The following is a 13193-nucleotide window of genomic DNA, read 5'->3' as shown; positions in this document are numbered from 1 at the left end:
TTGGTAGTTATTATATCAATTGTAAGTGCGTTGACACAATGTTGTCATTGCAACAATGTCGAATATGCTCTATTATAAAAATGAGCGTATTATATGTACGAAAAGCTAAAGGAGGATTATTAGATGTATTTTGAAAATACTAACCTTGAAAATTTAACAGCTGACCAAGAATTAATCGAAAGCGTTATGAACAAAAATGGTCTTGAATGTGATGGCGGCTGGGATTATGAACGCATGACATTCGACCGTCGTTTCGATACTCGTGAGGGACGTTTCTACCTTCGTGTATTCGCATATGCTAAATCTGGTGATGTTGGCGCACATGATGCAGTCTTAACTTTAATGAAACCAGTTATCGGTAAATACTACTATCCACACGGTGTAGAATATGGTGAAGGTGAAGTTTTCCCTGCACACCTTGTTAAAAAATGCGAAGAAATTCTAAATAAAGTAAAATTAGATTTAGAAGCTTTTGAAGTCCGTGTTTAATTACTGATGAAAGACTGGATATCCAGTCTTTTTTATTTTTCCCTTGTAAAAAAAAATTTTCTCCTCATACTAACTACATCTTTCAAATGATGTAGGTGTTTAAATTGAAAACCTTTTTCCAAAAACCTTTTTTTCGCCATCCAATAACAGTTATTTTAATAGCTACCGCAATCCTTTGGCTATCATCCTTATCGCTCCCGATTATACTTGCCTACTTAACTGCCCTATTACTAGAGCCCCTTGTTCTAAAAATCGGAAAGAGACTTCGCTTTAAAAGAAGTGTCGTTGTATCTATATTTTTTATATTATTTTTCATTCTCAGTACCTTGATTTGTCTGTTATTAGGCTATATAGCATGGAAGCAATTTTCGACATTTTTGAATCACTTCCCTGAATATATAAACCAATTGTCTGCATTCTGGATTCAAATGCAATCCAAACTAGCAGTCTATACGCATCCTCTACCACTCGAACTTGTGATTCAGATTCAAACACTTATTTCTCGCGGGCTCATTTCTCTCGAAGATTTCGCCTTTTCACTAACAAATTTAAACTACTGGTCATCCTTTATGACGCATTTACCGACAATACTTTTTGATGTACTCATCTATTGGATCGTCTTGTACATGTTGCTTTTAGAGCTACCATCCATTAATAAAAAGTTATTGTCACCTGTTCCCTTTCATCATCAACAAAAGTTAATACTAATTGCACAGCGTGTTAAGATCGCTTTGTTCGGGTTTATCAAAGCACAATTTTTAGTAGCAATCTGTATTTTCATTGTAGCATCACTAGCTTTCTTCTTTTTAAAGATGCCTTTCCCAATTGTATTGGCGTTGCTACTCGTTATACTTGATGGTATTCCCTTTTTAGATTCGATTATTTTGCTTGGTCCATGGGCTATCTATAAAGTTGTAACAGGCGAATATTTATTTGCATTGGCTCTAATAATTTTAACTGTCGTGCTATTTTTAATTCGCCGTATGATCGAACCTAAAATCATTGGTGACCAAATTGGATTATCTTCACTTTCTACACTCATCTCGATGTTCATAGGCTTCAAAATCTTTGGCTTTCTTGGTATATTAATTGGTCCATTGGTTATTGTTGTTATCGTTACCCTCATCAATCCACCACCATCAAAAAATCTCCCTCCTACTGAAGAGTAAGATGGGAGATTTTATTAACAGATTACGCCTCGGCGTAATTGTTGCTGACGCTACGCTTTCGCACAGAAAAATAATGCGTCCAGATTTTGAATTGCGCTTGCACAATTGACTCCTTTCAAAATCTGTGACATCCGCCGGAGGCGTTGGGCCAACAGGATGTTGGTCACTCTCAGGCGTTGCCGCAAGACGCGGCGTTCTTAGCCAGAGTTCCGCATTCAGCAGGCACTTACTGCTGAATTATATTAAAACCCTAGAATAGCTTTAATAACCGATGTTGTTTCGCCTGGTTCAAATAATACGTATAATAGACAATAAACCATTACACCTGTAATTGCTACAAAGAACCAAATAATACTTGTAATTGGTCCGATACGACGGTGAAGCTTCAAGTTTGTTTTCAAACCTGAAATAATACTAACAATACCAAAAACAGCTCCTGTTGTTGCTAAAATAATGTGGAAAATTAAGAAGAATGTATAGTATGGTTTTAAATCATCTCCACCACCGAATGCTGTATTACCAATAAAGATTGTGCGTGAAGCATAGATAATGAAGAAAATAAGTGCGGCAGCACCTGCAGCCAACATTACTTTTTTATGCGCTTCTACTTTGCCTTTTACTATTAAGCCCCAACCGATTGCCACTAACACCGCACTAATGACGATGAACGAAGTACTAATCGTGGGTAATAATTCTAAACTCATTCTCAAAACCCCTTATACGTATAAAATTTCTAGTTTTACATTTGATGCTGATGTTCGTTTTTCCATTTTTCCTGATGCGCTTTTAATGCATCTGCAGTAATTTTATCGGGATCCTTTTGTTCAGAGCGATACCATCTTGTAAAGATAGAAGCAAGTAAAACTCCAAAAATAATTTCTTGTATAATTTTCATTATTACGCCACCAAGCTGCTGATCCTCTACAGGCTTCATATCAGTAAATAACTCCGGTCCAGATAATGATAGCCCTGATAAAGTTGAAGCAGGTACACATAGTTCCATTGCTTTCAACCAAGCATCACCATTTGTATATGTATCATACATAGGAGTAGGTGCGAAAATAATAAGTGCACAAGCAGGTGTTATCAATACTGCATTAGCGATAATATAACCTATTTTATAAAGCGGCTTCATCTGTTGTCGATCTGGCATTTTTTGAAGTATAGGCCAGTACATTAATACAGCAGAAACAAACAATACAAATGTGTATGTACCATGTAATGTTTCGTTTAACTTAATGTAATCTAATACGGATGGTAAATGATAGAACGAAAATAGTCCAATAAAGACCAAGACAGCTACTACAGGTAATGTAAGCACTCTAAATAATGGTTTTACGACTGGTGCCTCAATTGCAACCTTCCATAGCCACCAAGGAATCCCTTTGATAATGAAGATTGGTACAAGTAATAATAACACAGCCATTTGCACCATATGTACCGTAAACATTATATGTGCCATTAAATCTAAAGGCGACCCTTTAATAATATATATCGTCACCATGGCTAATAGGAAGTAAATTGCCTCTCCCTTTTTCAAAGGTTCATTTACTTTAAAGTCATTTCTCCATTTAATTGTTACTAAAAAATACAATCCTGTTATAAAAACGAGAACCCCTATTAAATACGGGCTCCATAATGCTTGGAAACCAAATATACTAAGTGACATTTTAAACGCACCCCTCTAAACTTCAATACTCCTATTATAAAGCCCTTACTTGTGAACTGCAATGAACGAAAGGTGAACAATTTCCCCACATTTAGCACGATTTGGAGACAAAAAAGCACGTTCCTAAATAGTAGGAACGTGCTTTTCTAATGATTACCACCAAACGATCGTTAAGAACGCAAGGAAGAAAGTGAATGCTACAAGAATACCAAACCACATGAAGAATGCAATAACGCCACCGAAGTGAGTTTTTTTATCTTCTAAGTGCATGAATGAATAAAGTTGAAGCACTACTTGAATACCTGCCAATAACAAAACGAATGGCATAATTAAATATGGTGAGAAATCAGCAGCAACTACTGCGAACGCGATAAACGTTAAGAAAATCATGATCGCAAAGTTAATTACTTGTTTACGCATATGAACGGCATTGTGATGACGATCATACTCGTACTGCGTTTGAGACTTAGCAACTACAGGTGTATCGTGTGACATATTATCCGATCACTCCCATCAAGTATACTACTGTAAAGATGAACACCCAAACTACATCGATAAAGTGCCAGTATAAAGCAGCTACGAAGAATTTTGGTGCGTTGTACAGATTAAGACCACGTTTAGCGTTACGAATTAGTAATGTTGAAATCCAAACTAGACCTAAAGTTACGTGGAAACCATGTGTACCAACTAACGTATAGAACGCAGTTGAGAATGCAGATTGCCCAAAAGTGAAACCAAGGTGCACATAGTGATAGAACTCATAGATTTCTAGAGCTAAGAAGCCTGCACCTAAAAGTAACGTGATTGCTAACCAAGTTTGCATCGCTTTGTAGTTAAAGTTACGCATATGGTAAATTGCATAAACCGATGTCAGTGAAGATGTTAAAAGTAACATCGTCATCGCAAATGCTAATGGTAATTCAAATAATTCTTGTGTTGAGAACTCCATGCCCGCAGGCCCTTTGTTCTTAAGTGCTAAGTATGTCGCAAATAAACTTGCGAAAAGTACAACTTCACATGCAAGGAAAATCCAGAAACCAACAACTTTATTTTTCCCTTCCATTGTAGCTTGTTCAGGATGATCTGGCCAAGTATGAGGAGTAAATTTTGTGTTGTAATCCATTATTTTTTTCCCCCTTTGCCGTAAAGTTGTTCTTCAATTTCCATAATTTCTTCTTTGTGTAAATGGAATCCGTGATCGTCTTTAACAGAACGAACAATCATAGCACCGAATGTAATAGCTAGACCTATGATTAGAACTGGAATTGCCCATGTACGTGAATCATCTGCAACACCAAGTGGGCTGTAAAGAGCACCGAAAGCTGCGATAAACATACCAACAGAAATTACGAATGGAATTGCAGAGTTGTTTGGCATATGGATGTCACCTAGTGGCTCAGCATATACCATACCTTCTTTGTTACCTTCTTGTTTCTCAATCCAATAAGGATCTAATCCACGAACAAGTGGAGTTTGACGGAAGTTATAGAATGGAATTGGTTGTGGAATAGCCCATTCTAAAGTACGGCCATCGCCCCATGGATCTTGACCAGCTGGTGGACGTTTGATTGACAGTAAGCAGTTGATTACCATCATGACAACCCCTACACCCATCATTGCCGCACCGACAGTGGAAATGTAGTTGAACTGATCCCAACCTTGACCTTCCATGTAAGTGAATACGCGACGTGGCATACCCATTAAACCTAGGAAGTGTTGTACGAAGAATGTTAAATGGAATCCAATGAAGAATACCCAGAAAGTCCATTTACCTAATTTTTCATCTAACATACGGTTGAAGAAAATTGGCCAGTAGAAGTGCGCTGAACCGAATAATGCTGTAACGATACCACCAACGATTACGTAATGGAAGTGAGCTACGATAAAGTAAGAATCGTGTAATTGGTAGTCAAGAGGAGCAGATGCTTGCATTACCCCTGTAACACCACCAGCTACGAACGATGGAATGAAACCTAGTGCATATAGCATTGGTACTGTAACTTTAATGGATCCGCCCCAAATCGTTAAGATCCAGTTGAATACTTTCATACCTGTCGGGACGGCGATTGCCATTGTCGCAACAGCGAAGATTGCGTTCGCAGTTGGCCCAAGACCAGTTGTGAACATGTGGTGAGCCCAAACCATGAAGCCTAGGAAACCGATTAAGATTGTTGCGAATACCATTGAAGAGTATCCGAATAGACGTTTACGAGAGAACGTTGGAATAATCTCAGAGAATAAACCGAACGCTGGTAAAACTAAGATATAAACCTCTGGGTGTCCGAAGATCCAGAATAAGTGTTCCCAAATAACTGTATTACCACCCATAGTATGGTCAAAGAAGTTACCACCGAACATACGGTCAATTAACATTAATAAAAGACCAACTGTAAGTGGAGGGAATGCGAATAAGATTAATGCACTTGATACTAATGAAGTCCAAGTGAATAAAGGCATACGCATGAATGTCATACCTGGAGCACGCATTGTAATAATCGTAACGATGAAGTTAAGACCCGAGATTAATGTACCTGCCCCTGAAATTTGTAAACCAAGTACATAGAAGTCAATACCATGACCTGGAGAATATAATGATAATGATGCATAAGAAGTCCAGCCCGCATCAGGAGCGCCACCCATGAAGAATGACAGGTGAAGGAATACCGCACCTAGGAAGAATAACCAGAACCCTAAAGAGTTCAGGAATGGGAATGCAACGTCACGTGCACCAATTTGTAATGGTACAAGCATGTTCATAAATGCGAATAGCAATGGAGTCGCAGCTAGGAATAACATTGTCGTTCCGTGCATTGTTAATAATTCATTGAAAAAACCAGCTGAAATGAAATCGTTATTTGGTTTCATTAACTGAATACGCATTAATAACGCTTCAAAACCAGCGATAGCAAAGAACAATGTACCGGCTAATAAATACATGACTGCTAACTTTTTATGGTCAACAGTAGTAATGTAATCCCAGACAGTTGCTCCGAAGCCCTTTTTCTGTGTATATGAGCTCACAACTTTTACCTCCTTCAAAGTTTGTAACATAAACTAAAAATTATTTTTCGACAGATAAGCCCATGATGTAAGTTGCAAGAGCTTGAATTTCTTCGTCAGATAAGTCGCCGTAGATTGGTGCAGTGCCATCAGCATTCATCATTAAGTTACCTGGTTTGAATTCTTCAGGGTTTTTAATCCACGCTTTTAAGTCTTCTTCACTGTGATCCAAGAAACCAGCAAGACGATTACGGTCACCAAATGTCGCTAAGTTTGGACCCATTCCTGGAGCCGAACCTGCACCTGAAACCGCGTGACAAGATAGACAGCTGTTAGCGAATGTTGCTTCACCAAGATCTGTAGATGCTTTATCCGCAACTTGACCTTCTGTTGCTTGCATAGATGCAACCCATGCATCGAATGCATCTGGGCTTAACGCTTTAACTTTGAAGTCCATTAGAGCATGTGAAGGACCACATAACTCAGCACATTTACCATAGAATACGCCATCTTTAAGACCTTCTGATTCTTTGTCAAATACTAGGTAGAACTTGTTTACGTTTTCTACGTTTGTATCCATTTTACCGCCTACTGCAGGAATCCAGAATGAGTGCTTAACATCAGCCGCTTTTAGGTTAAAGTAAACTTTTTCACCTGTTGGTACAACTAATTCTTGAGCTGTTATAATGCCTTGGTTAGGATATTCGAACTCCCACCAGTAAAGTTTTGCAGTTACATTAACTGTAAGAGCAGTTTTGTTGCCATCTTCGTCTACTTCGTCCATTGCAGCAACATCTGCAAATTTGTAAGTAGCCGTAACAACTGGTACAGCGATAATTAATAATAAGATAATAGGAATAACTGTCCAAATCACTTCTAAAGTGTGGCTACCTTCTACTTGCTTAGGAATAACATTTTCGCCTACTTTAGCACGACGGAACTTTAAGAATGCAAGTAAATAGATAACTGATACTACTACTACTACTAGCGTCATGATTCCAGTAGTTAACAATAATAAATTTAATTGCTCTTTACCTACTTCACCAGCTGGTTTTAGTGTAGAAATATATTCTTCACCACATCCGGAAAGGAAGACCATCATCACTGTTAGAAGTGAAAAAAGACGCCACTTTTTAAGCCCTTTCATCATAGCTTAATTAAACCCCTCTTTCTTTGTTGTATTTTCATGTGTACCTAGGACATTGGTTCTGTCTATGTGAATTCTTATAATTAAGAAAGAATTCCAGTAGTTAGCTAAACACTGCAAAGATAATCATTGATACAAACAAGATTGTCATATGATTCAAGGAATATATAAACATCTTATTTGCCCATTTCAAATCATCTTTTGCTGTAAAGCCTTTAAACGCCAGGATTAACCAACCTACATTCAATGCTGTTGCAAGGAGTAAAAATCCACTCCCTAGCTCGGGTAAAAGGAACGGTAATGGTAATAATAAAAGAATCCAAAAAAACATTGAGTACTTCGTTCGTTTAAACCCTTTTACAACGGGTAACATTGGAATATTAGCCGCACGATATTCTTCTGTTCGCTTCATCGCAAGTGCATAGAAATGCGGTGGCTGCCAAGCAAACATTATAAGAAATAAAGCAAGTGCTCCGGAACTTAGTGCTGGTTCAACAGCCGCCCACCCTATAATTGGCGGGATGGCTCCAGAAATACTTCCTACAACCGTGTTACTAACATGCTTCCTTTTTGACCACATTGAGTATAGAACTACATAAGCAAGTATCCCTGCTAGTCCCCACATGCCGGCCGCAAATGATGCCGCAAATAACAAAATTTCACCTACAAATAAAAACGAGAGTGCAATGGTCAATACAAGACTTGGTTTGAATCTACCAGTAACTGTTGGTCTTGTCTTTGTTCTTTTCATTATTGGGTCAATATCCTGATCAATGAAGTTATTCATTGCACCAGAACCACCAATAATGAGAGCCGCACCTATCATCGTGCAAAAGATAACATCAAGCTCTTGCAAGAAGTGTCCACCAGTAAACTGGAAGGCCAACCACATCCCTGTAAAAGTTGTGACAAGATTCGAATTAACAATGCCGATTTTAATCAGTGCTAAGAAATCGGTTACAACAGATGTTGTTTCAGGACCAGTATTTCTAGTAGCAGTCAATGTACGACCGTTTGACATATTACCTCTCCTTTCATTTTTGTAAGCATATTCCGCTAACCATAACTATAGCGAAATTTGCGATTGATTTCTAGACGTTTAGTGAAATTTAGATAAACATGTAAAAATTAGCTCGTCTAGAAATATAATTAAAATCAACATATCTATAGTAAATCATTTTCTAAAATGAATTGTGAAGGTTAAAGCACGAAATTATGAACAATTTGTGAAATGGAGCCAACATACATTACTACCATCTTAATACAAGTTGTTTTTTATCCTTATTTTAGATATTATCTAGTAGCAGAAACATTACACTAAGATGTGATGTGGATAGACAAAGTGGGTGACTTATTTTATGCAACACAACAGGTATATGAAGTGGTTTGCTGTTGCCGCTACAGTTGGAATGCTCTTCATTTTAATTGGAGGTGCACTCGTAACAAAGACAGATAGTGGCTTGGGCTGTGGTCGAAATTGGCCGGATTGTAACGGTTCTCTAATTCCAAAGGAAATTACACCAGAAGTATTAATCGAATTTTCACACCGTCTAGTAACTGGAGTCGTTTCGATTGCTATTCTTGGTTTAACAGTTTGGACTTGGCGTAAACTCGGTCATATTCGTGAGGTAAAATTCTTAGGATTTTTAGCGATGTTTTTCTTAATCGCGCAAGCTTTAATTGGTGCAGCTCAAGTATTATGGGGACAAGGGGATTTCATTCTAGCACTACATTTCGGAATTTCACTTATTTCCTTTGCAGCGGTTTTACTCCTTTCGATGATCGTTTTTGAAGTAGATAGGAAATTTGATGCTGACCAAGTATTTATTGGAAAAAAATTACGCTGGCATACGATTGCTGTCACAATTTATTCTTATTTAGTTGTTTATACAGGTGCTCTTGTACGTCATACAGATTCAAGTTTGGTCTGTCCAGACTGGCCGTTTTGTTATAATGAAACGCCGTTTGCGTTACCAAATAATATGTATGAATGGGTACAAATGGGTCATCGCATCGCTGTTCTTATTATCTTCATCTGGATCGCATACATAACGTGGCATGCAGTAAAAGAATACAAAGATCAACGCATCATCTATTGGGGCTGGATCATTGCCTTCAGTATTGTTGTTTTACAAGTTATAGCTGGTATGTTAGTAGTACTAACAAGATTGAACTTAACTATTGCACTCGTACATTCATTACTCATTTCACTTCTATTTGGTTTGCTTTGTTACATGATTATGCTCGTATCCCGAAGCAACCATAATGAAAAAAGTAAATAGTATTATTAAAATCGACAGCACATGAAAATGTATGTCGATTTTTTTATTTAGTTGTTTTCTCTTTTTATACCAATTCCTTCTACTATTTAAGCGATATGAGCTATGGAGATGTAGTCTTTTAAAAAAGTGATAAATAGACTGTCCAAATAACAACAAACACTTGTTACAATACGTTCCCTAATAAAATGATTCCAATGACTAACATCCAATTAAAAATTTTTTTGTCTATCTTTACTCCTCCTACATTCATTGCATCCCAAATATTTTTCACTATCTTACTTATTAAAATAAGAACTTCTTCCTGATAAAACAGTCAGTAAATATGCTAAAAAAGGCTATTAACACGCTGTGTAAGCCGTGTAATAGCCTTTAAATGTTAGTAATTATTCAATTTCAATTAATAGATCACCTGTTGAAATGGCATCGCCTGCAGTCGTATAAACTTCTTTTACTACTCCATCTTTTGGTGCCTGTACTGTCGTTTCCATCTTCATCGCCTCTGTAATCAGTAGGTGGTCCCCGCGTTTCACTTGGCTACCTTTTGAGACAACGACTTTTAATACAGTTCCAGGCATCGTTGCGCCGATTTGGTTTGGATTGCTTGGATCAGCCTTCATTGTAATGCTGCCATCCACTTCCACCGTCATATCTTGGATAACGAGTTCACGTGATTGACCGTTTAACTCGAAGTACATCACACGTGTGCCATCGTGCTGCGATTCGCCAATGGATACGAGTTTAATGATGAGTGTTTTACCTTTTTCGATTTCTACTTCGATTTCTTCGCCTAATTTCAAGCCGTATAAAAACGTTGGTGTGTCTAATACGGATATGTTTCCGAAGTTATCAAGCGTTTTTGCATATTCCTCAAACACTTTCGGATATAGCGCATAGGCTAACACATCTTGTTTCGTCACAGAACGATTCAGTTTCTCTTCTAGTATCATTTCAAGCTGTTCAAAATTCACTTGCTCTAACAGCTCACCAGGACGAACTGTGATCGCTTCACGATCCTTTAAGACCACTTTTTGTAATTCTTGTGGGAATCCGCCATGTGGTTGTCCTAAATAGCCTTGGAAGAACTCGATCACTGAGTCTGGGAAGTCGATTGTTTGCCCTCTCGAAATCACTGTTTCCTCATCCAAGTCATTTTGCACCATAAATAATGCCATATCGCCGACTACTTTTGATGATGGTGTTACTTTGACGATATCACCAAATAGTAGATTCACACGAGAATACATGTGTTTCACTTCATCCCAACGATCACCCAGCCCTACTGCTTTAGCTTGTTGTTGTAGGTTACTGTATTGACCGCCCGGCATTTCATGGACGTAGATTTCAGAATGTGGGCTATTCATGCCACTTTCGAAATCTTTATAGTATTTACGAACATCTTCCCAGTAGTATGATAGATTTTCAAGCGATGCAATGTCAGCACGTACTTCACGTTTTCCGCCCTTCATCGCATAATACAATGAGTTCGCACTTGGTTGTGATGTTAAACCTGCCATTGAACCGAGTGCTGTATCAACGATATCCACGCCTGCTTCGATCGCTTTTGCATACAAGTAAATACCGTTGCCACTTGTATCATGCGTGTGCAGATGAATTGGTAGGTTTGTAGATTCTTTCAATTCCGAAATTAAACGATAAGCAGCTTCTGGTTTCAATAAGCCTGCCATATCTTTAATCGCTAAAATATGTGCACCTGTTTGTTCTAGCTCTTTTGCCATATCTTTATAGTATTGAACAGAGTATTTCGCGCGTGAATCATCTAAAATATCACCAGTGTAACAGATTGACGCTTCTGCAATTTTTCCTGATTGGCGTGCGGCATCAATTGCCACTTCCATTCCTTTAATCCAGTTTAAACTGTCGAAAATCCGGAAGACATCTACACCTGAAGACGCCGATTCTGCGATGAATTCACGGATTAAATTGTCTGGATAGTTTGTATAACCGACTGCGTTCGCCCCACGAAGTAACATCTGGAACAGCACATTTGGCACTTGTTCGCGTAGTTTTGCTAGACGCGCCCATGGATCTTCTTTTAAGAAACGGTACGCCACGTCAAAGGTTGCGCCACCCCACATTTCAAGTGAGAAGTAGTTATGCATCATGCGCGCTGTTTGATCTGCAATTTCGAACATATCTTGTGAACGAACACGCGTCGCAAGTAAGGATTGATGCGCATCACGGAAAGTTGTATCTGTTAACAGCACATCCTCTTGCGCTAAAATCCATTTCACTAAACCATCTGCACCTTGCGTGTCCAAAATTTGTTTTGTCCCCGCTGGAGGTACGATCAATTTATCAACGTTTGGAATGCTTGGCTGAGAGAAAATTGGCTTAGCTTTCTTTTCTACGCCTGGGAAGCCGTTTAAAGTTACATTCCCGATGTAACTAAGTAACTTTGTTCCACGGTCTTTACGATCTGGGAACTCGAAAAGTTCCGGTGTCGTATCGATAAAACTTGTATCGAATGTTCCGCTTAAAAACTTCTCATGTACAACGACATTATTTAAAAACGGAATATTTGTTTTTACCCCGCGAATACGGAATTCTCGTAAATTGCGGTCCATTTTTGCCGCTGCTTCTTTAAATGTCATACCAGAAGTCGAAATTTTCACGAGTAATGAATCATAGTAAGGTGAGACAACAGCACCCTGGAAGCCATTTCCTGCGTCTAAACGGACGCCAAAACCACCACTTGAACGGTACACCATCAACTTTCCTGTATCCGGCATAAAGCCATTTGCAGGGTCTTCCGTTGTCACACGTGCTTGAATTGCAAAGCCGAATAACGGAATATCTGCCTGCAGTGGCATATGAATTTCTTCACCATGTAAGCCATAACCCGCCGCGACCTTAATTTGCGCATGCACAATATCAATACCTGTAATCATCTCTGTAATCGTATGCTCTACTTGAATACGAGGATTTACTTCGATGAAATAAAAATCATCGCCCGCGACTAAAAATTCAACTGTCCCTGCATTTATGTACGAGACATTTTTCATGAGTTTCACAGCTGCATCACAAATTCTATTTCTTAAATCTTCTGAAATCGAATTCGATGGGGCAATTTCTACTACTTTTTGATGGCGACGTTGGATAGAACAATCACGCTCATATAAATGCACGATATTGCCTTCCTTGTCCCCTATTATTTGAACTTCAATATGTTTCGGATTTAATATACATTTTTCTACATACACTTCGTCTGACCCAAATGCCGCTTTCGCCTCTGATTTGGCACGATCATAAGCCGACTGAATATCTTCTTTTGTCTGTACAACACGCATACCACGACCGCCACCGCCTAAAGCAGCTTTAATCATAAGTGGATAGCCATACTGATCACCAAATGCCAGCACTTCTTCTACCGAAGAAACAGGTCCATCTGTACCTGGAATGACTGGAATATCCGCATT

General features: G+C 38.5%; 11 protein-coding genes. 3 read left to right on the top strand and 8 right to left on the bottom strand.

Annotated features, from left to right (window positions below; translation table 11 throughout):
• Positions 1–123: 123 nt before the first annotated feature.
• Complete coding sequence (locus ACIQ2D_RS19145; protein WP_402866910.1) at positions 124–489, top strand: YugN family protein; 366 nt, start codon at positions 124–126, stop codon at positions 487–489.
• Positions 490–593: 104 nt separating this feature from the next.
• The gene (ytvI, locus tag ACIQ2D_RS19140) at positions 594–1658 is read left to right on the top strand and encodes a sporulation integral membrane protein YtvI (RefSeq protein WP_402866909.1); all 1065 of its coding nucleotides are present in this window, start codon (positions 594–596) and stop codon (positions 1656–1658) included.
• Between the two features lie 242 nt (positions 1659–1900).
• On the opposite strand, the gene ACIQ2D_RS19135 is transcribed toward ytvI, so the two are convergent.
• The 7 genes from ACIQ2D_RS19135 to cyoE form a co-directional block, all read right to left on the bottom strand.
• Entirely contained in the window at positions 1901–2362 is a 462-nt protein-coding gene (locus tag ACIQ2D_RS19135; RefSeq protein ID WP_402866908.1) for a DUF420 domain-containing protein, read from the bottom strand.
• A 35-nt stretch (positions 2363–2397) separates the two neighbouring features.
• On the bottom strand, positions 2398–3327 hold the full coding sequence (ctaG, locus tag ACIQ2D_RS19130) for a cytochrome c oxidase assembly factor CtaG (protein ID WP_402866907.1): 930 nt from the start codon (positions 3325–3327) through the stop codon (positions 2398–2400).
• A gap of 153 nt (positions 3328–3480) precedes the next feature.
• Entirely contained in the window at positions 3481–3822 is a 342-nt protein-coding gene (locus tag ACIQ2D_RS19125) for a cytochrome C oxidase subunit IV family protein (RefSeq protein WP_402866906.1), read from the bottom strand.
• A gap of 1 nt (position 3823) precedes the next feature.
• Entirely contained in the window at positions 3824–4450 is a 627-nt protein-coding gene (locus ACIQ2D_RS19120; protein WP_402866905.1) for a cytochrome c oxidase subunit 3, read from the bottom strand.
• Positions 4450–6348, bottom strand: coding sequence for a cytochrome c oxidase subunit I (gene ctaD, locus ACIQ2D_RS19115; protein ID WP_402866904.1), 1899 nt, complete (start codon positions 6346–6348; stop codon positions 4450–4452). The genes ACIQ2D_RS19120 and ctaD overlap by 1 nt, the downstream gene beginning before the upstream one ends.
• Before the next feature lie 40 nt (positions 6349–6388).
• On the bottom strand, positions 6389–7477 hold the full coding sequence (gene coxB / locus ACIQ2D_RS19110; protein WP_402866903.1) for a cytochrome c oxidase subunit II: 1089 nt from the start codon (positions 7475–7477) through the stop codon (positions 6389–6391).
• 100 nt (positions 7478–7577) lie between these two features.
• Positions 7578–8495, bottom strand: coding sequence for a heme o synthase (gene cyoE, locus ACIQ2D_RS19105; RefSeq protein ID WP_402866902.1), 918 nt, complete (start codon positions 8493–8495; stop codon positions 7578–7580).
• A 337-nt stretch (positions 8496–8832) separates the two neighbouring features.
• On the opposite strand from cyoE, the gene ACIQ2D_RS19100 reads away from it, so the two are divergent.
• A complete protein-coding gene (locus ACIQ2D_RS19100) occupies positions 8833–9756 on the top strand; it encodes a COX15/CtaA family protein (RefSeq protein WP_402866901.1) in 924 nt (307 codons plus the stop codon).
• Between the two features lie 383 nt (positions 9757–10139).
• Here the strand turns inward: ACIQ2D_RS19100 and pyc are convergent.
• Positions 10140–13193: pyruvate carboxylase (pyc, locus tag ACIQ2D_RS19095; protein ID WP_402866900.1), on the bottom strand; the 3054-nt coding region annotated here is incomplete at its 5' end.

Origin of the sequence: Lysinibacillus sp. NPDC097287 (assembly GCF_044761695.1) — a bacterium.
Lineage (GTDB): Bacteria > Bacillota > Bacilli > Bacillales_A > Planococcaceae > Lysinibacillus.
The sequence above is the reverse complement of the archived record's forward strand: the minus strand, read 5'-3'. Positions and strand labels throughout refer to the sequence as shown.

Bases quoted from the DNA above. Each gene is read 5' to 3' on its own strand.
- ACIQ2D_RS19145 (WP_402866910.1), top strand. From the start codon at position 124: ATGTATTTTGAAAATACTAACCTTGAAAATTTAACAGCTGACCAAGAA.
- ACIQ2D_RS19135 (WP_402866908.1), bottom strand. From the start codon at position 2,362: ATGAGTTTAGAATTATTACCCACGATTAGTACTTCGTTCATCGTCATT.
- ctaG (WP_402866907.1), bottom strand. From the start codon at position 3,327: ATGTCACTTAGTATATTTGGTTTCCAAGCATTATGGAGCCCGTATTTA.
- ACIQ2D_RS19125 (WP_402866906.1), bottom strand. From the start codon at position 3,822: ATGTCACACGATACACCTGTAGTTGCTAAGTCTCAAACGCAGTACGAG.
- ACIQ2D_RS19120 (WP_402866905.1), bottom strand. From the start codon at position 4,450: ATGGATTACAACACAAAATTTACTCCTCATACTTGGCCAGATCATCCT.
- coxB (WP_402866903.1), bottom strand. From the start codon at position 7,477: ATGATGAAAGGGCTTAAAAAGTGGCGTCTTTTTTCACTTCTAACAGTG.
- cyoE (WP_402866902.1), bottom strand. From the start codon at position 8,495: ATGTCAAACGGTCGTACATTGACTGCTACTAGAAATACTGGTCCTGAA.
- ACIQ2D_RS19100 (WP_402866901.1), top strand. From the start codon at position 8,833: ATGCAACACAACAGGTATATGAAGTGGTTTGCTGTTGCCGCTACAGTT.